This window comes from Streptomyces sp. NBC_01431 (genome assembly GCF_036231355.1).
Classification (GTDB): domain Bacteria; phylum Actinomycetota; class Actinomycetes; order Streptomycetales; family Streptomycetaceae; genus Streptomyces.
This window is the reverse complement of record NZ_CP109496.1, coordinates 8,131,344-8,152,386: the sequence shown is the minus strand read 5'-3', so window position 1 is coordinate 8,152,386 and position 21,043 is coordinate 8,131,344. Positions and strand designations below refer to the sequence as shown.

General features: G+C 68.6%; 15 protein-coding genes and 4 pseudogenes. 10 read left to right on the top strand and 9 right to left on the bottom strand.

What is annotated here, in order from left to right; genetic code table 11:
• Nucleotides 1-26: 26 nt before the first annotated feature.
• The 4 genes and pseudogenes from OG522_RS37200 to OG522_RS37185 all read left to right on the top strand — a co-directional run.
• Nucleotides 27-347 (top strand): annotated as a pseudogene (locus tag OG522_RS37200) (trehalose-6-phosphate synthase); the annotation flags it as partial.
• A 62-nt stretch (nucleotides 348-409) separates the two neighbouring features.
• Nucleotides 410-1,117 carry a helicase associated domain-containing protein gene (locus OG522_RS37195; protein WP_329467405.1) on the top strand — a complete coding sequence of 236 codons (708 nt, stop codon included), beginning with the start codon at nucleotides 410-412 and terminating at the stop codon, nucleotides 1,115-1,117.
• Between the two features lie 289 nt (nucleotides 1,118-1,406).
• Entirely contained in the window at nucleotides 1,407-1,817 is a 411-nt protein-coding gene (locus OG522_RS37190) for a hypothetical protein (RefSeq protein WP_329467404.1), read from the top strand.
• A gap of 397 nt (nucleotides 1,818-2,214) precedes the next feature.
• Nucleotides 2,215-2,892, top strand: a pseudogene (locus OG522_RS37185) (eCIS core domain-containing protein); the annotation flags it as partial.
• Nucleotides 2,893-5,003: 2,111 nt separating this feature from the next.
• Here OG522_RS37185 and OG522_RS37180 read toward each other — a convergent pair.
• The 4 genes and pseudogenes from OG522_RS37180 to OG522_RS37165 all read right to left on the bottom strand — a co-directional run bounded on the left by OG522_RS37180 (nucleotide 5,004) and on the right by OG522_RS37165 (nucleotide 9,423).
• Nucleotides 5,004-5,432 carry a hypothetical protein gene (locus OG522_RS37180; protein ID WP_329467403.1) on the bottom strand — a complete coding sequence of 143 codons (429 nt, stop codon included), beginning with the start codon at nucleotides 5,430-5,432 and terminating at the stop codon, nucleotides 5,004-5,006.
• Nucleotides 5,433-5,520: 88 nt separating this feature from the next.
• Nucleotides 5,521-7,035 carry a serine/threonine-protein kinase gene (locus OG522_RS37175; protein ID WP_329467402.1) on the bottom strand — a complete coding sequence of 505 codons (1,515 nt, stop codon included), beginning with the start codon at nucleotides 7,033-7,035 and terminating at the stop codon, nucleotides 5,521-5,523.
• An 894-nt stretch (nucleotides 7,036-7,929) separates the two neighbouring features.
• Nucleotides 7,930-8,804: pseudogene (locus OG522_RS37170) on the bottom strand (IS5 family transposase).
• Between the two features lie 199 nt (nucleotides 8,805-9,003).
• Nucleotides 9,004-9,423 carry a sec-independent translocase gene (locus tag OG522_RS37165; RefSeq protein ID WP_443074809.1) on the bottom strand — a complete coding sequence of 140 codons (420 nt, stop codon included), beginning with the start codon at nucleotides 9,421-9,423 and terminating at the stop codon, nucleotides 9,004-9,006.
• Nucleotides 9,424-10,256: 833 nt separating this feature from the next.
• On the opposite strand from OG522_RS37165, the gene OG522_RS37160 reads away from it, so the two are divergent.
• From OG522_RS37160 to OG522_RS37140, 5 genes are all read left to right on the top strand, one after another.
• Nucleotides 10,257-10,625 (top strand): DUF6542 domain-containing protein, encoded by a 369-nt coding sequence (locus OG522_RS37160; protein WP_329467400.1) that lies wholly within the window; start codon nucleotides 10,257-10,259, stop codon nucleotides 10,623-10,625.
• Nucleotides 10,618-12,174 (top strand): LCP family protein, encoded by a 1,557-nt coding sequence (locus OG522_RS37155; protein WP_329467399.1) that lies wholly within the window; start codon nucleotides 10,618-10,620, stop codon nucleotides 12,172-12,174. The genes OG522_RS37160 and OG522_RS37155 overlap by 8 nt, the downstream gene beginning before the upstream one ends.
• A 90-nt stretch (nucleotides 12,175-12,264) precedes the next feature.
• Nucleotides 12,265-12,489 (top strand): cold shock domain-containing protein, encoded by a 225-nt coding sequence (locus OG522_RS37150; RefSeq protein WP_329467398.1) that lies wholly within the window; start codon nucleotides 12,265-12,267, stop codon nucleotides 12,487-12,489.
• A gap of 143 nt (nucleotides 12,490-12,632) precedes the next feature.
• Nucleotides 12,633-13,067: a sensor histidine kinase gene (locus tag OG522_RS37145; RefSeq protein ID WP_329467397.1), complete on the top strand. Its 435-nt coding sequence runs from the start codon at nucleotides 12,633-12,635 to the stop codon at nucleotides 13,065-13,067.
• A 353-nt stretch (nucleotides 13,068-13,420) separates the two neighbouring features.
• Nucleotides 13,421-14,323, top strand: a complete 903-nt coding sequence (locus OG522_RS37140; protein ID WP_329467396.1) for a COG4705 family protein — start codon at nucleotides 13,421-13,423, stop codon at nucleotides 14,321-14,323.
• A 54-nt stretch (nucleotides 14,324-14,377) separates the two neighbouring features.
• On the opposite strand, the gene OG522_RS37135 is transcribed toward OG522_RS37140, so the two are convergent.
• The 5 genes and pseudogenes from OG522_RS37135 to OG522_RS37115 form a co-directional block, all read right to left on the bottom strand.
• The gene (locus OG522_RS37135; protein WP_329467395.1) at nucleotides 14,378-14,818 is read right to left on the bottom strand and encodes a hypothetical protein; all 441 of its coding nucleotides are present in this window, start codon (nucleotides 14,816-14,818) and stop codon (nucleotides 14,378-14,380) included.
• A gap of 679 nt (nucleotides 14,819-15,497) precedes the next feature.
• On the bottom strand, nucleotides 15,498-16,772 hold the full coding sequence (locus OG522_RS37130) for a COG4705 family protein (protein WP_329467394.1): 1,275 nt from the start codon (nucleotides 16,770-16,772) through the stop codon (nucleotides 15,498-15,500).
• A 38-nt stretch (nucleotides 16,773-16,810) separates the two neighbouring features.
• The gene (locus tag OG522_RS37125) at nucleotides 16,811-18,079 is read right to left on the bottom strand and encodes a sensor histidine kinase (protein ID WP_329467393.1); all 1,269 of its coding nucleotides are present in this window, start codon (nucleotides 18,077-18,079) and stop codon (nucleotides 16,811-16,813) included.
• A complete protein-coding gene (locus OG522_RS37120; protein WP_329467392.1) occupies nucleotides 18,070-18,726 on the bottom strand; it encodes a response regulator transcription factor in 657 nt (218 codons plus the stop codon). The genes OG522_RS37125 and OG522_RS37120 overlap by 10 nt, the downstream gene beginning before the upstream one ends.
• A 268-nt stretch (nucleotides 18,727-18,994) precedes the next feature.
• Nucleotides 18,995-19,696 (bottom strand): annotated as a pseudogene (locus OG522_RS37115) (IS3 family transposase); the annotation flags it as partial.
• Nucleotides 19,697-19,725: 29 nt separating this feature from the next.
• Here OG522_RS37115 and OG522_RS37110 point away from each other — a divergent pair.
• Nucleotides 19,726-20,130, top strand: a complete 405-nt coding sequence (locus OG522_RS37110; RefSeq protein WP_329467391.1) for an integrase core domain-containing protein — start codon at nucleotides 19,726-19,728, stop codon at nucleotides 20,128-20,130.
• Nucleotides 20,131-21,043 lie beyond the last annotated feature (913 nt).

The following is a 21,043-nucleotide window of genomic DNA, read 5'->3' as shown; positions in this document are numbered from 1 at the left end:
AACCTGACCAAGCACTACTAGCAGCCGACGTCTTCTGGGTGACCTCTCTGGCCGACGGGATGAACCTCACCGCTCAGGAATACCTCACCGCTCAAGCCGCCACCGAACGCGCAGGCGTCCTCGTCCTCTCTCGGCACACCGGGATCGCCCACCAGCTCGGGAACGCGGCCTTGCTCACCGATCCCTACTACCCGCAAGACCTAGTGAGCACCTTGCACACCGCGCTGACTATGCCCCCTTCTCAGCGCAAGGCAAACACCGCCCACTTGATCTGCCTGCTCAACGCGGCTACCCCCGCCGCCTGGTCCCGCGCCGTCATCGCGGCCATCCGCGACCAGGCTGGATAGTCGCAAGCCCGCTCGGCACTGAACAGCGACCGCGCCGACGATCTCGAAGCGCTCGGGATCGTGTGGGACACCGCCGCTTCCGCCTTCGCCAAGAACCTCGCGGCCGAGCGCGCCTACTTCGCGGAGAGTCCGGCACACTGGCCGCGCCCCGGCACACCACCGCACTCGACAAGCCGGTCGGGCAGTGGCTCACCAACATCCGGCGCCCCGGCGGACTCGGCAAGGACCCGGTACGCGCCGAACGGCGGGCCGCCCAGCTCGCCGCGGTCGACCCACTGGGGACGCCGTCGGCGCTCGGGTGGACCGTGGACTGGCACCGCCACTACGTCGGCTTGGCGGCCTTGTTGGACGAGGGGGCGCTGCTGACGGGCATCGTGCCGGGGGTGACATGGTGCGGTGACGGCATCGGGCGCTGGCTGCTGCGGCAGCAGCGCGACTTCGGCCGGCTCAACCCAGAGCAGCAGAAGCGGCTCAGCGAACTCGGTGTGAAACCGGCTGTGCAGGCCCGTACGGCGTCGGCGGCCAGCGGGGCCAACTGGGCCGGGCGAGGGGCGGAGGCCTTCACGCGGGGCCTGGCGGCGCTTGCGCAGTACGTCGAGCGGGAGCAGCGCACCGTGGTGCCGCGTCAGCACAACGAACAGGTCACCGTCGACGGACAGGACCACGACGTACGCCTCGGTGTATGGGTGTCCAACCAGAAGATGCGCCGCGACCGGTTGAGCGAGGAACAGCTTGGGCAGCTCGCCGGACTCGGCATCGACTGGGCGTAGGGAGCGGTGACAACCACTCGAACCGTCTGCTGATTCCGGCGGGGCGAAGACGGGGGGCGGGGCGGGGGCGCGGAGGCGTTCACGGGGGGCCTGGCGGCGCTTGGGCAGTACCTCGAGTGTGAGCGGCGCATCCCGGGCTGCGCCCCCGGCGCTTCCAGCGGCAGGTTTGAGGTGGCGGTCACCTACACCGGTGAACGTGCAGGTGGGCGGCGCCATGGGGAGAATTGCCGCTGGTAGACAGGCGATTGGAGGCCCCGGGACCGCCCGGGGTACGGACGAAGGGTTTCCCATGTCCCGTACAACGTTCACACGTCGCTCCCTGTCGCTGGCCGGTACCGCCGTGCTGGCCCTCTCGCTCCTGTTCCCGGCCGCTACCGCGTCCGCCCGCCCGGCACAGCAAAACAACCAGGCATCCCCGGCGCTCGTCATCTTCACGACCGACCAGCGGGTCGAGATTCACGGCCCTGGCATCGACGCCGAAGGGGTGTACACCCCGGCCCTCGACCACGACGTCAGGGTCCTGGGAAACGCCCAGTTCAGGGGCAGCAGCGGTCCCTACAACCTCAGGGGGATCGTGGGCGACCGGGGCGGCCAGCTCCAATTCGCCGGCCCCGTAGGGTCGGGAACGATGACATTCCAACCCACCGACATTCCCCAGACCGAGGTGGCCGGCTCCGTGAATGTCCAGATCCGCTTCTAGCCCAGGAACATGAGGTGAGGCTCGGGGTGTAGACCTCGAACCAGAAGACCCCGCCGCGCCCGGTTGAGCGCCGAACAGCTCGGACAGCTCGCCGAGCTCGGCATCGACTGGGTGTAGGCGGCGCGGTGACTGGGGCTGGGAACGGTCGTTGAACCGGCGATCAGGATGAAGTGGCACAGAGTCCCGGGGCCCGCAGGGGCGCTTCATCGGACGGGCTCCAGGCAAGCAACGGATGCCGTCGCCCTTCCCGCTAACGCGGAGCACTTGGAGAGGTTAGGGAAGCGTTGGCGCCGCCTGAAATCCTCGTGCGTTCCCCCACGGAGCCTCTGCCGATTCCCCCTTGTCGGCCAGGCTCCCCAGGCCCAGCACCGCGAGCAGCGGCTCACGAGAGGACGCGATGCACGCCAACGACCAGGCCCAGACTTCCGAGGGCAAGAAGCCCGGCCGCTCCCCCTCGAAGGCTCCCGGCCGGGGTGGCGGCGTACCTGCCGGGCTTCTCGCTCTGCAGAGCACCGCCGGGAACGCGGCCGTCGTCCAGATGCTCCGCCAGGCGGGACACCCCTGGGCCCAGGATCAGCACCAGCACGGCGCCGGCTGCGGACACCAACAAGCGGGTGAACAGCCCGCGGTGCAGCGCTCCGCAGTCCACGACGTCCTGCGCTCCGGGGGACACCCCCTGGACAACGCGACGCGCACCGACATGGAAAGCCGGCTCGGCGCCGACTTCTCCGACGTCCGCATCCACGACGGCGCCGCCGCCAAAGCGTCCGCCGCCGAAGTCGGCGCCCACGCCTACACCAGCGGCAACCACGTGGTCATCGGTGACGGCGGCAGCGACAAGCACACCCTCGCCCATGAACTCACCCACGTCATCCAGCAACGCCGGGGCCCTGTAGCGGGTATGGACAACGGCGCGGGCCTCAGCATCAGCGATCCGAGTGACCGCTTCGAACGCGAAGCCGAGGCCAACGCGACACGGGTCATGAGCGGCCCGACCCCGGCCACGGGCTCCCGCGCCGCCGCTGAACGGGACCAGCAGGCCACTTTCACGTCTGACCAGGCCGTCCAGCGGATGGCGTACTTCGCACCCGGCGAGCCGGCCCTAGGCCACCCCGGCTTCACCGTCTTCCTGAACGCCACCCTCAACAACGTGGGTATCGGATCCTGGACGAGCCAGAACGAGTACGCCCAGGTGGCGCAGGATCACGCCGAGGACCAGATGATCGACGCGTTCGACACGGCGATCGGATTCCTGAATATCAACCCCGCGATCGCCGCCGCCGGCGCCGGCACACCCATTCTGAATGCCCTCACCGGCCATCTGAACGCGCTGCAAGGCCAGGGTATCGACGTAGACAATCAACAGATCGCGCACCATCTCCAGATCAATCTGTCGGCAAGCCCCTGTTCGACCTCGCTCGGGACCAGCAACAAAGCCCAGGGAGACGGCTGCGCGGAGCGACTCGTGCAGCTGGCCCGGTTTCGGTTCGGCCCGAATGGCAACCACCGCTTCGCCATCGCCATTAACGCCCACCACCTGTACCAGCCCCAGGGCGTGCAGAACGCGGCACAGGTGTCGCAGCAGGTGAACCAGCAGCTACTAGGGGCCAACGGCATCACTGTCACGATCGGCTGATGAGGAGGGGCTGTTCGTGCCCTTGGGCAAGCAGCAGCGGAAGAGCCACGGTCCGACAGTCGCTCGGGCTCGGCCGCGCGCCCCCTTGGACGTCATGGGCCTGAGCGCGGCCTCCGCCTTCGGGCCTTGGCCCCGGCGCTGAGGTCCAGCTGCCCGAGGACCGGGGCGGTGGTTCTCCACGTTGACCTTGGGATAGGCGCTGTCCTCCAGGCAGAGGGCTGCTGCGCCGGCGAGGTCGCCGGCGAACCGGCGGGCTGTGGCCGCGGTGCCACCGGCGTTGTCGACAGTGTCGATGAGCTCCTGGAACGTGTCCGTTCGGCCTGAGCCCACGGTCCGCGAGGCGTCCCAGCATCCCTGTATCGAGTGCGTGAACTGCCGAAGGTGCACCTGCCGCACCCCGACAGCGAGCAGCGAGTGCGAACTGTGCCAGCGGATCAGGTGGGCGCGACGAAAGGCCGATGAAGACATCGCCCGCTACAAGGACCAGGTCGCCAACGGTCATGCCTACGCGATGACGGCCAGCCGGCTGAATCGTTGGAACTGCAGAAGCCTGCCCAGCGTGGACAGTTGTCTGTCGATTCTGGAGTGCCACATCAGACGTGCCCGCAGTCAGAAGGTCGACAACGCGGCACGCCACATCGTCTGGCAGGGGCTTCCCGTGCTGTTCGCCGCACAGGAGCTCCGGGCGAAGAAGACCCACAAACGGGGCTGCGGCATTTGCAGCCCTGCCCCGCTGCAGCGGGGCAGGGAGTGCCCTGTTCGGCGACGGATGGGAGCGCAGCCGCGCGAGGCCCACGGCCGAGCGCGCCAATCACCTGCACCCTCGCGCGTCTCCGCCGCGGCCGCAGACCAAGCTCCCCGGAGGATCCACCAGCCGGGCACCTGCAACTGGGCTGTCGGAGATGGGCACCATCCCATGTCTCCTCTTCGACCGTCACCGGGAATGCACCTTGGACAGGGCATCGGGCTGGTGGACGAGGAAGGCCTGAATCGCTGCGGCGAGCGCCCCCGCGACGACACCTATCGGCGGCCTGCGCGGAGTACGCCGAAGGCGGCCTATCCGTGGCCAGGGTCGCGCAGCTGATTACGGTGGCCACAGTCCCAGCACTTCACGGACTCGGGGAGATTCTCGAACCGTGATCCGGAGACTCCGAAAGAACCGTCGATGAGAAAGCCTCCGCACTCTTGACAGGGCGTGGCGTGGAACGGCTTGTCGCAGCGAAAGCAGGTGCCTTCTGCGCCGGTCTGGTCGAGGCGGGTAACTCGGGTATCTGCGCTGCCACATCGCACGCAGAACGCTTCCTGTTTCGTCATGATTCTGGTGTACATCAGGTTCGCGGCATTGATTCGCCCGGTCTGATCCGGCGTTCCGCAGTAGCGGCCGTCGCAGACCGTGCGAAGCGGCATTGTCGGGGCCGGCGTGGCCCCGCACGGTGTCAGGCGTCGGCCTCCTCGCTCGGACGGCCGGCAGGTTGCCGCTGAGATACTGCGCCCGCCCGATCAAGGAGGCTGGTGTGATCATCTTCGACACGAACGCGGTGAACGAACTGTCACCGTCGAGTCCGCGTGCTGACCTCATTCGGAAACTGCGGCAGTCCAGGCGTCACCGGGTCGCTGTGCCCTGGATGGTGCTGGAGGAGATGGCCGCCCACAAGGCTCGCTTCTACCCCGAGAAGTACAACGCGGTGTTGCGGAGGGGCGGGCGGCGGTCGTGGAGGGCCGCGGCGGTCCGTCCAGGTGGCCGGCCCGGTCTCGATGAGGATCTTGCGCTTGGCCCACCGGATCAGCTCGCCGGTCAGGTCGCTGCGGTCCAGCCATAGCAGGGTGGCCAGTTCGATGGCGCGCCACTCACGCTCCGGGGCGGCGCCCATCGCGGCGAGCACATCCTGGAGAACAGCGCGGAAGCGACGGCCGATGGCGAGACGGATCCGCTTCACCGCGACGTCGATGCCCCATGCGACGTCGTGTGCCTGTCGCACCGTCACCTCGCCCCGTGAATGCTAGGGGTGTGGAGTTATCCCTGGTAGCCCCGCTGCCCGGACGGCACCCACCGCGCCGACCCGCTGCCTACTGCTTGACGCAGAGCGCCGTGATCTGCACGGCGTCGTCGTGGTTCGCTGCCCCGAAGTAGTGGTCGTACTCGGAGACGGAGTGGTTGTACGCGGAGACGTCGGCGGCCCCGGCGCTCTCCCCCCGGTAGGCGGCCGCCAGCCCGGTGTGGTCTGCGGCGGCCTGCTGAAATGCGGCCTTGAGCGTCTTGTCACTGGTCTGGGTGGCGGCTTGCGATTCCACTGCCGCCAAGCGGTCTTCCTCGATGGCGAAATCCGCCAAGTTAGGGGACCCTGACGATTTCAGGTTGTTACTCACCCAGGTGTTGTTCTGTGCCATACCCGTGCTCCAGGTCGTGCATGCCGCATTCGAGGTCGCCTGGTCCTGCCGGATGATCAGGGCGGCGCCAATGGCCGCGGCGCCAATGGCCGCGACGACTACTGCGCCTGCGACTCGGCCGAACGCTTTTCGTGCCGTGCGGTTCGGCCCGGACTTCGCTTGCGCCGGCACTCGCTGCGGGCGCGGAGCGGTAGCCGTCGGCCGGTCAGGCATCTGGGCAGTGCGGGTCAGGGTCGGAGTCGTCAGCGTCTTCGAGTACGAGTCAGCCGGTGCCGGGGGCAGCGCTTCAGTGACTGCCTCGTCGCTGGACGGCATTTCCCAACCGTCCACGCGCCCGTTGGCCAGGAGTGTTCGCGCCTGTGCGATGTCCGGTCGCTGCTCGGGCAGCTTCAGTGTCAGGGCCGTGATGAGGGGTGCCAGCGGTCCGGCCTTGACCATCGGCGGCAGCGGCTTGGTGAGGATGGCCGAGAGGGTTCCGGTCAGGCTGTTCTTCTTCTCGAACGGCGAGTAGCCCTCCACTGCCTCGAAGAGGGTCACCCCGAGGGAGAAGAGGTCCGAGGCGGAGGTGCCGGGCTCGCCCTCGACGCGTTCCGGGGCGATGTACGCCATCGTACCCATCACCGAGCCCGACACCGTCACCGTCACGTCGGACTCGGACTTGGCGATACCGAAATCGGTGAGCAGCACTCGACCGTCGTCGGCCAGCATGATGTTGTGCGGTTTGATGTCGCGGTGCACGAGACCCTTCGTGTGGAGCGCACCGAGAGCGTCGAGCATCGCCTGGGCGATGCGGACGGCCTGCGGGACCCCGACTGAGGACAAGTGCCCGTTCGCGTCTGCCGCCGTTTTTGAGTCCAAGGACCCGTGCAACACGTGGCGGAGCGACCGGCCCCTCACTAACTGCATGACGATCCACGGCGAACCGTTCTCCAGCAGGACGTCGTAGACGGTCACGATGTTCGGATGGTCCGCGAGGGCGGCCGCGTTCCTGGCCTCGCGAAGAGCCAGCTGCAGGCGCAGTTCCTGCTGCACGGGAGGCAACGCCGGCAGCAGTACCTCCTTCACGGCGACCGAGCGGTCCAGATGGGTGTCCCTGGCTTCCCAGACCCGCCCCATGCCCCCGTGGCCGATCTCCGAGACCAACTCGTACCGGCCGCCCAGCACATGGCCAACCGTCGCCCCGGCCTCGCCCACGTTTCCCCCGTCACCCGAGTGGCCACACGCTGCCGACGAGACCACAGGATAGTGGGCCCGGTCGATCGCTTCCAGACCAGTGAGCGGTGTTCGTCGTGAAGTTGCAGGTCGCAGGCTTGGTGCGCGTGGGTTTCAGCATGCTCACGCTGGTCGGCGGCCGGTATCCAGAAGATCTACTGACTGACCGGTCGGTGGGGTGCGGATTCCGCTGCGTTCCTGCCGCGTGATTCCGCCTACGATTCGTCACCGCGCGGATACGCTGCCGGGTCGCGGGGTGTGGTGCGGGGATCTCTGAGCTGGAACGGATCACGGTGCGCCGGAGCGAGCTGGACGCGCTCGCCGAGGAGCTGGGCAAGCAGCTCCAGGAAGTCCAGGCGGAGCGGGAGGAGTTGGTGATCGCCGAGCGGGTCACCTGCTGCGGCTGGCCGAGCAGGATGGGGCCGAGGCGGAGGCTCCCGTGGTGGAAGCCCCGGTGTAGGCGCAGGTGGCGAGACGTGCGGTGCTGCCGGTCCCGTACCGGGGCGAGTGCCCGGACGAGACTGCGCTGCCCGGCGACTACCGCCGTGTCGCACCGGCACCACTCGGACGAGCGACACCTTCGAGCTCAACTCACCGTCACAGACATGGAGTCTATGAATCGTCGCAGTTCAGGGCCGATGTCCGAGCTCCTGCGGTCGGTAAAGTAGAGGCGCACGCCCTCCAGGCTGCTCAGCAGCAGGTACTGCAGCGAGATCTGCGCACGCTCGCAGCTCGCATCCGCGCGGCAGCAGAGGACCGGGCATCGGAACAGTCCGCGGAGTTCAACGCGGGAGCGGACTGGGCGATCTTGTGGGTCGAGAACACCGCCTCCGGTCTCACCCGCGTATGAACTAGGGCCTGTTGTGAAAGTGCTGGTCAAAGCCACTCGTTGATGGCTGCGACCAGCACTGTCGCCTCGTAGCGCACAGCCAGCTTGTCGTATCTCGTGGCCACCGCGCGGTGCCGTTTCAGCCGGTTGATCCCGCATTCCACCGCGTGGCGCTCCTTGTAGTCCTCCTTGTCGAAGACCGGCGGCCGGCCGCCTCGGGAGCCGAGCTTCTTGCGGTTGCGGACCTGGTCGGCCTTCTCCGGGATGGTGCATCCGATCCTGCGTCTGCGCAGGTAGGATCGGTTCGCGCGAGAGCCGTAAGCTTTGTCGGCACGAACCCTGGACGGTTTGGTGCGCGGTCGTCCGGGACCGGTGCGGGGGACGCGGATGCGTTCGAGGACAGGCTGGAACTGCGGACTGTCGTGCCGGTGCCCGGCAGTGATCAGCAGCGACAACGGCTTCTGCCTCTGCTCGGTCGCGAGGTGGATCTTCGCAGTCAGGCCACCTCGGGACCGTCCGAGGCCATGGTCGTCCGGTTCGGTGTCGATCCCGCCGGGCGGCTCGCGCTGCAGATCCCCTTTTTACGCGCGCCGGCGGCGTGCTGATGGGCACGGCAGACAGTCGAATCCACGCTCACATCCCACGTGATCAGACCCTGCGCGTCGGCCTGGACCTGCAGTTGCTCCAGGATCCGCTTCCAGGTGCCGTCGCGCTACCATCGGCGGAACAGGTCGTAGATCCGGTCCCACGGACCGTATCGCTCGGGCACATCCCGCCATGGCGTACCCGCTCGGGTCCGCCACCGTATCCCGTCGATCAACTGCCGACGCGTCCACGTCCGCGGCCTGCCCGCCTTCTTCCCCATCGGCAGCAACGGCTCCAGCTGAGCCCACTGCCGGTCTGTCAGATCCCCTCGCGCCACACCATGATCATCGCAATTCAAGATCCACTTTCGCAACAGACCCTAGTCTAGCCGTCACCTAACGCAGAAGGCAGCAGGGGGCTGCTCGCTGGACCAGAGAAGGCCTGGAATGGACATGCCCAACTCGTTCCGGTGCTGCGTCACTTCATCGCGGGGCGTCAGCGCCTGAGCACCCCTGGGGCGCCTGGCCGGGCGGTGGTCACGTGGCGTCGGGGTCGAACGCGTGCCGGGTCGGCGGCGTTGCGTGTGCATCCTTGGCCAGAGAGACGGTGCCCGGCGTCCGGCTGTCGGCCGTGTCGCGAACGGCGACCGTGATCTCCTCCAGTTCGGGGCGCGGGTCGAGGGCATTGCGGATCTCCCCCAGCCCGGCGAGATTGCCACCATCCAGCATGCGTTTGCGCACGAAGGTCTTCGGGTGGAGGTCCTCGAACTCGAAATCCTTGAACTCCGGGCCGAGTTCTGAACGGAGGTCCTGTTTGGCGCTGTCTGCGAAGGCCCGCACCTTGCGCAGGACACCGGCGGCGTTCTGGATGAACTCGGGCAGCTTGTCCGGCCCGAAGACGAAGATCGCGACGATGGCGATGGCGACCAGCTTCATCGGGCTCAGTTCCATGAACATCCGCTCACTCCTTGATCGACAAAGCGCCCGCATGCCGCGAGCGCGACGGGCCGCATCTCAACACTTTAAAGGTTGCGCAAGTGGGGAACCGTCGGGTGCCGTGGTTCGTCCTGCCAGCCGTAAAGGAACCACTGGGTGTTCAGACCGGCGGAATCGGGAGGTTCTCAGCATGAGTGCAGAGTCCAGCACGTCCGTCCCTCACGTAGGCGCCCCGGAGGTGTCTGCATCGCCGCTGGGGCACCGGCATCTGGTGCGCGCGAACCGCATGCGCTCCCCCGTGAAGGAAGAGTGATTGCGGCTGACCCGCGAGACGCACCGTCTGCTCCGCCACGTGTACGCCAGCCAGGCCTGTGAGCTGGAGCACGACGTCGGTGGCGCCGCAGAGCAGCCGCCGCCGGTGCCGGATGAGGAGCAGCTCGCCCACGCCGCTCGCGGCCGAACGGTAGACACAGTTCAACAAGAGGGCATAACCGGTGGCAGGCCGGTCTCGACGCAGGCAACTCCGCTGAGCAGTGACTCCCATCACGGCCGCGATACTTGTCCGATTGCGTAGGTCTGCAACTAATGGGGCGGGTGGTACGTCTCCCCTGAAGGATCGGCATATGGGGTGGCCGTATTGGGATCGCGGGAGGTGGAGCCTCTCGGACGGACTGATAAGGGAGCACATGCAGCAGGGACACTCGGCCGTGCCGGGCGGCGATCTGCCGCGGCGGGATGCCGGCAGTACCACGCGGGTGCAGCGAGAGCGGCCAGTCTCCGCTTCTGTGCCGCCGGGTGCGCTGGCCGGGCACCGGTCCCGGCCACCTCGCGGTCGCGGGCCCACGCGTCCTGTCATGGCGCTGGCCCTGGTGGTCCCGCCGCTGGCGGGTGCCTGTGTGGATGCCGCACTTGGTTCCGGTTCGGGGTGGGGGCTGCTGGTGGGCGGTGTGATCGGTGCGGCCGCATCGGCCGTACTGGGGGCCAGGCGAGGTGCGCTGTCGTGGGTGGTGCCGTTGCCTGTCCTGGTGATCGCCCTTCTGGCCGCCGCTGTGCACCTGTTGACCGGGCCTTCCGGCTCCGGCGGCAAGTCGACGTCCACGGACCTGATCCGGTGGGCGGTAGCCGCCTTCCCCGCCATGGCCGCCGCCGAGTGCACGGTACTGGCCGTGCTGGCGGTACGCGGTCTTCAGTCCCTGCGTACCAGGAGGCACGACCATGCCTGACAACTCGCCTTCCCGCCCGCAGAACTGGCGCCGCCGCGGCTCGTCGCCCGCTTCACCGGCCAACGGCCGCACGCGCCGGCCGGGGTGGGTCCGAGTGCTGCGCGCCATGGTGTGGGTGACCTCGGCCGTCGTGCTCGTCGCCTGTGGCGTGACATGGTTTACGTACCGGTCACTGACGAACGGCCTCACCACATCGGACGCGTTGGACGCCGTGAAGAAGAACGCGCCCAAGCACTTGGACAGTTCGGTGAACCTCCTGTTGATCGGCCTCGATTCACGCAAGGACATGGACGGCAACGACCTGCCCAAGGAGTTCGTCCAGGACCAGCTGCACGCCGGGTCCAGCGAGATCGGCTACTACAACACCAACACGCTGATCCTGATGCACATCCCGGCGGACGGCGGCAAGGTCAGCGCGTTCTCCATCCCGCGCGACGACTACGTGGAGACCCTCAACGGTGACGGCTCCTCCCAGGGCGAGCACAAGATAAAGGAGGCGTACGCCAACGCCTACACCGGCGCCAGCGAACGCCTGTCCAAGCAGGGCATCAAGGGCCCGGACCTGGAGGGCAAGAGCCGCGAGGCCGGGCGCGAGGCGACGCTGGCCACCGTCCAGCAGTTCACCGGGGTACCGATCGACCACTTCGCCGAGGTCAACCTGCTCGGCTTCTACGACATCGCCAAGGTGCTCCAGCCCATCACCGTCTGCCTCAAGCACCCGGTCAAGGACCGCTATTCCGGCGCGGACTTCCCGGCGGGGGTGCAGAAGGTCGACGCCAAGCAGGCCCTCGCCTTCGTCCGCCAGCGCCACGGCCTCGACAACGGCGACCTCGACCGCACCCGCCGCCAGCAGGCCTTCATTTCCAGCATCACCCACCAGCTCAAGGACGAGGGCCTCTTCGGCGACCTCGGCAAACTGCAGGGCCTGTTCGGCGTCGTGAAGAAGGACCTGGTCCTCGACAGCACCTGGCAGGTACTGGACTTCGCCCAGCAAGCACCCAACCTCACCGGCGGCAACGTCGAGTTCCACACCCTGCCCATCACCGGATTCGCCACCCGCAAGGGCGAATCGGTCAACCTAGTCAACGCCGAGAAGATAAAGGCCATCGTCCAACAGACCTTCGGCCCCAGCCCCGCCTCGTCCGCCGCACCCGAGGGCGGCGATGACAAGCCCGGCGCGAAGGCCGCACCCGCCACCGTCGACGTCCGCAACGGCAACGGCACCGGCGGTCTCGCCGACACCGCGCTCAAAGCCCTGACCGCACTGGGCTACACCGCAGGCGATAGCGGCAACGCTGTCGCCCAGGCCCACACCACCGTGGCCTACGGGGCAGGCGCCCAGCAGGCTGCGGCTCAGATCGCGTCCCGCCTCAAGTCTGGTACGGCCACCGCCAGCTCCACGGTTCCGGCCGGACACGTCCGCGTCACCCTGGGCCGCGACTACACACCCCCGGACACCAAGGCTCCCTCGCCCGCTCCCAGCGACTCCGCTTCCGCGGCGGACAGCGGACCGGCGGTCAAGGCGGGTGGCGTGCCCTGCGTCAACTGACTCGGCGCAGCCGGCGTGCGCCGGTAAGGAAAGGGCATCACAGGCAGCAGAGGGACATGCAAGTCCAGTACACAGCGGGGAGGCACAGGAGTGAACGACAGGGTCAGCGGAGTGGTCCGCTGGTTCAACCAGGCCAAGGGATACGGGTACATCGACGGGGACGACGGCCGTGAGGTCCTGGTCCGCCGCGAAGCCATCGAGGGAGCGACCTTCCTCACCGAAGGACTGCGGGTCACCTACGTTGCGGTGACAGGATCAGGCGAACTCCATGCAGAACACGTCCACATAGCAGAACGTGTCCGCATAGCCGAATGAACCCCCTTGGGACCCGCCGACACCGGCGGGCCCCAAGGCTCCGCGCGGCGCCAGCGTCCCCATTCATGCACGGCCGCGGCTGACCGGTACTGCACCTGTCCGGCTCCCATAGCCTGCCGCTGGCGCATCCCGCCGACCGGCCGGTGGAAGACGTGCTGACGGCGTCGGCAGAGCGCTGGCGCGGCGTGTTCGCCGGTGCAGGCAGGCGCCTGGAGTACGACAGCGGTGACGTGCCCGGAGACGTCGCCGTCCCCGGCGGCCCCGTGACCGAGATCCTCGACGTCCTACTGGACAACGCCCGCACCCACGGACACGGCACGGTAGGCGTCAGGGTCCGCGACCTCGACGACGCCCTGGCCTTCGACGTCACCGACGAGGGCGAGACGCGCGGCGACACGGCGCGGCTGTTCGACCGGGGCCACACCGGAAGCGGGGCGGGTACGGGTATCGGCCTCGCCCTCGCCCGCGACCTGGCCGCCTCGCTAGGAGGACGGCTCTCCCTGACCAGGCGAACGCCCACCACCTTCACCTTGCTCGTGCCCGTGTCACACAAGGAAGCCGGCGACGAGCCTCGGTGACCACCGGCACCTGCTTCTGCGGCCCCGATCCACAGGTTCTGAGCATTGCTCTCCGCACGGAACTGGAAGCCGGGTCTTCCCCCGCGCAACAGCTAGGAAGGAAAGGGGACATGGCCATGTCCGTCGCGCCGGTGCAGGTGGCCCATCCGGAGGGAGGCTGCATCGCTGGGCAACTTGACCTTGCGTCTTCGGTGCGGGCCACTGCCTTCGGAAACTGACCGGGGTCCATTCCGGGCCTCCCGAGCCGCTCTTTCGGGTGGTGATCTGCGGGCACGGGCCGACAACGGCACGGCAGCCCCGTCGACGCGTGCACAATGGCGCGCCGGATACAGGTGGCCGACGGACGGACAGGCATGGCCGCGAACCCTCACACACGCACACCGCTGGACGGCATGATGGTGGTGCTGCGTAAGCTCCCACAGGTGACGGTGCTGTTCTGGATACTGAAGATGGTCGCCGTGACCCTCGGAGAGACCGCCGGAGACCTCTTCGGGATCACCTTCCAGCTCGGCTACGTCACCACCGCGCTCGTCTTCCTCGTCTTCTTCCTGGCCGTCCTGGTGGCCCAGGTGCGGGCGAAGCGGTTCCGTCCGGCGCTGTACTGGTCGGTGGTGCTGGGCACGAGCATGGTCGGCACCGAGGTCTCCGACTTCCTCAACCGCGGGTTCGGCCACGGCAGCGCCCCCGACGGCATCGGCTACGCCTCCGGCGCCCTGCTCCTCACCGCCCTGCTGGGGCTGGTCTTCGCCGTGTGGTGGCGCACCGGACAGACCTACGACGTGGAGAACATCTCCAGCCGCACCGGCGAGATTCTGTACTGGCTCGCGATCCTGGTCTCCAACACCCTGGGCACCTCCAGCGGTGACTGGCTCTCCGACGACACGGGGCTGGGGTTTCGGGGTGCCTTCCTCGTCATCGCGGCCGTCATGGTGCTGATCACGGCCGCGCACTACCTGACCTCAATCAATCAGATGGTGCTGTTCTGGCTGGCCTTCATCCTCACCCGCCCGCTGGGCGCGGCCGGCGGCGACGCGCTGACCAAACCGGCCGCCCAGGGCGGCCTGGGCTGGGGCACGACCGGCGGCACGACGGCGCTCAGCGCCCTGCTCCTCGTCCTGATCGCCTACCAGACCTGGCACCTTCGCCGCCACCCCCTGGCCCCGCTGCCGGTCCCCGTGGACCGGCGCACCGGACAGCCCCAACGCCCCAACGGAGCCCTGGTCCCAGCCGCCGCCCCCGACTCCAGCCTCGACTGACAAGGGCGCTGCTTCCCTTCTTCTCCCTGGCCGCCATCGCGGTCAGGAACTTCTTCAGCTGGGCATAGTCCAGCAGTGATCGCCCTCGCCCAAGACCTGAGAATCTGGCAGGTGCACGGACACGGCGGTCCCAAGTCGTACGCCGAGAGCTTCAGTTGCTCCCGGCGGTCTCAGCCAAAACACTCCGCTGCGCCAGCCGCGGGCCGCCCGCGACACCCCGGGCTCAACCCACGACAGCGCCTCCAGCGGTACCCCGTACGGTGCGCAGAACCGTGCCGGCGGCTTCCGGGTCCCTAGCTCCTGGCTCTGGTTCGTGCTTTGAGGCCCCACTCGCCAGGCATCGTTGGCGGTGGCGGCGTACTGGTCGTTGTTGGTGAGCGGGGCCAGGCCGAGTGACTGGTCGAAGGTGCGCAGCAGACCGTACTGGTCGGTGCCCTGGCTGAACTTGTAGCCGGTCTTCACCGAGTTCTGCGAGCCGATCAGGACGGTGGGCACGTGGTTGGGGTAGCGGGAGCCGAATGCCGTGGTCGCTCCTTCGTCCCAGGTGAGGATGTGCAGTGAGCGCTGCTGTGGGCCGCCGACTCGCCGCCCGGGTCGGCCAGCAGGTTGCCACTGGCCGCCGGCGCGAGGTCGACGGGCCCGCCTGGGGCGCAGCGGCGGTGGCGGTGGCCGTGGCCAGTCCGGCGACGCCGAGCAGCGCGGTCGACAGAACGGCGAGAGGAGTCCGGCGGAACCGGGGTCTTGGGGCGCGCAGGTGCATCTCTGTCTCCTGACAGGAGGTGGGACACAGGGTTCTATCCATGGGGCTAGCCCATCAGGAGGAGGGCACAGGGTGCAGGTCGTCAGTCCTCTGGTCGCGCTCGACGCCGGCGCCGGGGCTGCCAGGACTGCCCGTGGCGAGGACGAGCCCCAGGCACTGGCCGGGCCACGGTCCATGACCGGGTCTGAGTGGTCACCGGCGCCTGCTTCTGGCGCATCCGCCGCCGCCGCGGCTGACCAGCCCGGCGCAACAGCGGGGTGGTCGAAACCGTTGGTGTCGGCTTCGACCACCCCACGGGAGCCTGCGGGCATGTCCGCGGCTCGTCGGCGTGTGCCGGGGCGGCACGGTTCTCGGCACAGCGCCGGCACTCTGAGCCCGTCGGTGGGGTGGGCCGGCCGGGCGCTGCGTGGTCTGTCAGCCGAGGTCCGCCAAGAGGGCGTTCAGTTCGCTCTCCTGTTGTGCCGGTGGCATCGGGGGGTTGTCGTGGTCGATGCCGAAGGTCTTGAGCACCTTGTCCATCTGGGCGTCGATGGAGGTCCAGCCGGTGTCGTCCAGCGGCTGGAGCGAGTCCTGGTCGGCATCCCACAGGTCACGCAGTGACTGGGCGGCCGCGTGGGCGCCGGTGGCGTCCCCGGAGCGTGCGTCCGTGAGCGAGGTGGATGCGAGGGTCCGCAGCGCGCCGACCTTCGCGGGCGGGAAGTTCTTCACCGCCTGGCCGGGAGGCAGCTGGACGGCGGAGGTGGTGTCGGTCTCCGGCGCCGGGCCGGTGTGCGGCTGAGCGTGGGCCCAGCTCAGCAGGGCCGCGGTGGCGACGGCCAGCACCCCGAAGCCGGCCAGTGCGATGCGCTGCCTGGGCGGGTTGCTGGTGGCCTGGGCGCTGTGGGTCGCCTCGTGTGTCTCGGTCACATCCGAGCGGGTCACCGTCAGGTAGACCACCGTGGCCAGAATCAGCCCGAGGAAGATCAGGCTGGTGGTGAACGTGCCGAGCGCGAGGCCGGTCGGGTCGCCCGGGTTCTGGGCCGTCTTGGGGGAGGCGAGCCAGTCGCCGATGTTCGCGCCCAGCGGGCGGGTCAGGATGTAGGCGAGCCAGAACGACAGCACCGGGTTCGCGCCGAACCGCCACAGCCCGGTGATCGCCGCGATCAGGCCGAGCGGCAGCAGTACCGAGACGCCCGGGCTCCAGCCTGTGAGCTCCAGGGTCCAGTCGCCGGTCGCAGTGCCGAGCGCGAAGGTGACCAGGACGGTCAGCCAGTAGAACGACTCCCGGGGCAGAGTGGTGACCGAGTGGATCGACAGCGTGCGCTCACGCAGCCACCACACGCCGAAGACCACCGCGAGCAGCACCGAGAAGACCGCGGAACTGATCCACAGCGGCACGTTCAGCTGGTCGGTCAGGATGTCGGTGTACAAGGTGCCCGTGACGCTGACAACGACCACCGTCAGCCAGTAGGGGAACGGGACGTACCGCTTCAGCCGCAGCTGGACGGCCAGGACCACCGCGAAAACCGCGGTGAAGATCCAGGCCGTGTTCACCAGGCCGACGCCCAGCTGGGTGTTGATCCAGTCGGCGAAACTCTCACCCACCGTAGTGCACAGCACCTTGATCACCCAGAACCAGACGGTGACCTCGGGAACCTTGTTGAGCATGAGCCGCCCGCTGCGCGTGCGTGCCTCGGTTGTCGTTGTCATGCGGGGATGTTTGCACGGCGAACCTGCACACAACCTGACTACGTGGCCGCCCGCGCGGCCGGGAGCGTCATCTCGACGTGACCGCGGCCGTCCGCGATCGCGCGGACCTCCACTCCGGCGGAGGCGGCGATGCGCCGGACCACCACCAGCCCCAGGCCGTACCCGTCGCCGCTGGTCACACCCGCTTCGAAGACCCGGTCGACCTCCGCGGGATCGAACCCGGGGCCGTCGTCCAGGACATCGACCACGATGGCCTCGCCCTGGAGGCGCGCGGTGATCCACACGCGTGACCGTGCATGCCGCAGGCCGTTCTCCAGCAGGGGCGACAGCAGCGACACGGCGACGTCGGCCGCCACGGCGACCTCGACCTTCGGGGGAAAGGCGACCTCGACCGCGCGGCCGGCGATCGCCTGCCGCGCGGCGGAGCGCAGATCGCACCGGGTACCGGCTTCTACCCGTGCGCGCGCGGCGCCCAGAATCGTCGTGATCGCCGCATTGAGGCGGTCGACCTCGCTCAGCACCGCCTCCGGCGCCACCGGCTCGCCGGACAGCTGCGCCAGCTGCGCCTCGCCCCGCAGGACTGTGAGCGGTGTCCGCAGCTCGTGGGCGATCTCATCGGTGAGCCGGCGTTCGTCCGCCAGCGCGTTGTCGACGCGCTCCAGGAGGCGGTCCAGGGTCTGCCCCAGTTCCCCGAACTCGTCGCGTGGGACTCCGAGGTCGAAACGGCGCCCGGGTTGGTGATGACCCCAGTCGTCGGCGAGGGCGGCCATCTCGTGCACGACCCGAAGCGCGCGACGCACCACGAGGTGTGCGACACCGCCGGCGAGGAGGACTGTGAGGCCGCCCAGGATCAGAGACAAGGCCAGGCTGCGCCGCTCGGACGTCTCATACGGCGTCAGGTCCACCCGGACGACCACCATGACGTGGTGCCCGTCGACCGGGACCTTCTGCGCATACAGGAGGTAATTGCCGACGGCGGCGGTCTGCGATCGCCCTGAGCCAGCCAGCGCCTCGACGCGCTCGACCATGCTGCCCGGCACGTTCCCGTCGATCAGGCGACCGTCGGCATACACCCAGGCGACCTCGTCCAGCGCCTCGCTGCCGTTCTCGGTCAGCACGACACGGCCGCCCACGGTGGTGACGTTCACGGCGACCGCCTCGGCGCGGGTACGCGCCAGATCGTGCGCGTCGGCGTCCGTCACCCGGCTCAGCAGCACGTGCGAGACCACCACCAGGATCGCGACCACCGCGGTGGCGATCAGCACCGTGAGCGCGACGACCTTCCCGCGGAATCCCGTCACTGCCATCGGTAGCCCACGCCGCGGACGGTCGCCAGACGCTCGGCCACCCCCAGCGGACCGAGCTTGGTCCGCAGCCGGCGCACGAAGGAGTCGAGGGTGTTGTCGCTGACCTGCGCTCCGTGCGGCCAGCCGGCAGCGACGAGGGCGTGGCGGCGGACCGCGTCGCCCTGCGAGGCGATCAGGCGGCCCAGCAGCCGGAACTCCGTCGGGGTCAGGTTCTCGCTCACCGAGCCGTGGGTCACCACGTGCTTGGCCGGATCGAGCACGACCTCGCGCGGTGCGGACGCCACGATGGCTCGGCGCAGCAGCGCACGGACGCGGACCAGCAGCTCCGGGACGTCGAAGGGTTTGGTCATGTAGTCGTCGGCGCCCGCCTCGAAGCCGCCCACCTTGTGATGCAGGCCGTCCAAGGCGGTCAGCATCAACACCGGCACGTCCACGCCGCGCGCCCGGAGGGCCAGGCACACATCGCGTCCGTCGGCGTCCGGAAGCCCCAGATCCAGGACGACCAGCTGAGGTGGTGCCGGTGCGAGCTGCTGCAGCAGACTCTCGGCCGTGACGGCGACGGAGACGCTATGGCCGTCGAGCTCCAGGGCACGCCTGAGGACGCCGCGGACCGCCGCGTCGTCTTCGCACACCATGATGAAAGCCACGCGCTGACCCTAGATACTCCCGTCCCAGTTCTCCATCCGCCCTGATCAGCGGCCTGACGGTCGGGCACGGCGTGCGCCGCAGCGGCGGGGTTCGCGAGGGGACGAGAATGGGTCGCATGGACCCTGTGCGGGAGTACGTCGACGCCGTTGTGCCAGGTCACCGCCCGCTCTTCGGCCGGGTGAGCGGCTTGATCCTGCAAGAATTCCCGCAGGCAAGCGCCGGGCTGTCGCACGGAGGGTCTGCTGCAGGGTTGGGTGACAGGTTGGGTTACGCGGCCTGGAGGGCCGGTGTGGTCATGACGGTCTCGAATTCGATGGGGGTCAGCCGGCCGAGGGAGGCTTGTCTGCGGCGTCGGTGGTAGGTCCGCTCGATCCAGGTCACGATCGCGATCCGCAGTTCCTCGCGGGTGGCCCACGCCCGACGGTCGAGGACATTCTTCTGCAGCAGGCTGAAGAACGACTCCATGGCCGCGTTGTCGCCTGCCGCCCCGACCCTCCCTGTCGAGCCGACGATCCGGTGCCGGTCGAGCGCCTGGACGAACTTCCGTGACCGGAACTGCGATCCGCGATCGCTGTGCAGAATGCACCCGGTGACGTGGTCACGGCGGGCCATGGCGTTGTTCAGGGCCGCGACGGCCAGGCGGGACTTCATCCGTGCATCGATGGAGTAGCCCACAATCCTCTTGCTGAAGACGTCCTTGACCGCGCAGAGATACAACTTGCCCTCACCCGTGGCGTGTTCGGCGATATCGGCGAGCCACAGCCGGTTCGGGCCGTCCGTCGTGAAGTCACGGCGGACGAGGTCGTCGTGGACCGGTGGGCCGGCCTTCTTGGTCCGGCCGCGTTTCTTGCCGAAGACACTCCACCAGCGGTTGTCCCGGCAGATCCGCCAGGCGGTCCGGTCCGCCATGCCGGATCCCGCGCTCCGGGCTTCGTCGGCCAGGAAGCGATAGCCGAACTCCGGATCCTCGGGTCGGCCAGGCCGCCCGGAACCTGGCCATGGACCTCGAAGATGCCGGAGCCACCGTCAACTACCTGATCCGCGACCGGGACGCGAAGTTCCCAGCTCTCTTCGACCAGATCCTGAGCGACGCCGGCATCCAGGTCGTGCCCTGCGGCATCCGCATACCGCGCATGAACTCCATCATGGAACGCTGGGTGCCGACATGCCGCCGCGAGCTCCTGGACCGGACCTTGATCTGGAACGAACGCCACCTGCGCCAGGCCCTGCGCGAGTTCGAGCACCACTACAACACGCACCAGCCCCACCAGGCCATGAACCAGGCGGCACCCCTACGCGCAGTGCCCGAACCGATCACCGATCCCGGCCCAATCGCCCGCCTGGACATACGCCGACACGACCGGCCCGGCGGAACAATCAACGAGTACCGACATGCTGCCTGACCTGGCCGGATGAGATATTCGGCAGGCGCAGAGCAGATGTAGATGGAGACGTTGCCGTCGCCGAACGCCGGAACTCGCGCGTTGGTGGTATCCACGTCGATGTGCATGGGATCCACGCCGTTGGAGTCCACCCATCCTGGCCGGGCACGGTGGAGCCAGCGATCGAGCGAATGACATTGGCCATGAAAGCGGCCTTCCATCGGAATGCTCTTGTTCACTGACAAGCAGACGCTATAGAGCAGCCCCCTGGCGGGGCAGGGCGCGAACAGGCCACATGGTCGGTAGGTGCGCACGCCTCCCTACCCCACAGCACGAACGCCCGCCCCCCGGGGTCGTGAGGCGGGCGCCTGCGTGCGCGAACTAGGGGGTGCCCCAGCTCACGACGACGTATCCGTTGTGGCCGTTCCTGCCGTTGTCCCGTTGATTGCCGCCCGGGCCGCCTGCGGCTCCTTCTCCTGCGGTCTTCACCGTCGGCCCTGGCAGGCCAGCTCGGTAGCCGCGTTGGCCGGCGGTGCCGGCGGTGAAATTGTGGGCGTTGCCGCCCCTGGGTGCGATCAGCCCGGTCCCCTGTGACCGGATTCCGCTAGGCGCGCTGCACAGGTATCCGCCGCCTCCCCCGCCGTGCCCGCCGATCGTGCCGGGGCCTTCGCCGTAGCCGGCAGCGCCGCCGCCGCCGGCGTGGTCGAGCGGCCCCCCGCCGCCCCCGCCTCCAGGGCCTCCGCTGCCACCGGGCCGGGGACCGACACCGGTGGCGAAACCGCCTCCGCCGCCTCCTGCTCCTCCGCCGCCCGCGAAGGCAAGCAGGCTGGCCTCGGAGGTGAAGACCGCCGAACTTCCGCCCCCGCCTCCGCCACCTGCGCCGCCACCATCGTTCTGATTGCCCGGGCTGCCGGTACTACCGTTTCCTGGGAAA

What these genes read in the sequence shown, in the direction of transcription:
- OG522_RS37190 (WP_329467404.1), top strand. Translation starts at nt 1,407, where the DNA reads ATGTCCCGTACAACGTTCACACGTCGCTCCCTGTCGCTGGCCGGTACC.
- OG522_RS37165 (WP_443074809.1), bottom strand. Translation starts at nt 9,423, where the DNA reads ATGTTCATGGAACTGAGCCCGATGAAGCTGGTCGCCATCGCCATCGTC.
- OG522_RS37160 (WP_329467400.1), top strand. Translation starts at nt 10,257, where the DNA reads ATGGCGCTGGCCCTGGTGGTCCCGCCGCTGGCGGGTGCCTGTGTGGAT.
- OG522_RS37155 (WP_329467399.1), top strand. Translation starts at nt 10,618, where the DNA reads ATGCCTGACAACTCGCCTTCCCGCCCGCAGAACTGGCGCCGCCGCGGC.
- OG522_RS37140 (WP_329467396.1), top strand. Translation starts at nt 13,421, where the DNA reads ATGGCCGCGAACCCTCACACACGCACACCGCTGGACGGCATGATGGTG.
- OG522_RS37130 (WP_329467394.1), bottom strand. Translation starts at nt 16,772, where the DNA reads ATGACAACGACAACCGAGGCACGCACGCGCAGCGGGCGGCTCATGCTC.
- OG522_RS37125 (WP_329467393.1), bottom strand. Translation starts at nt 18,079, where the DNA reads ATGGCAGTGACGGGATTCCGCGGGAAGGTCGTCGCGCTCACGGTGCTG.
- OG522_RS37110 (WP_329467391.1), top strand. Translation starts at nt 19,726, where the DNA reads ATGGACCTCGAAGATGCCGGAGCCACCGTCAACTACCTGATCCGCGAC.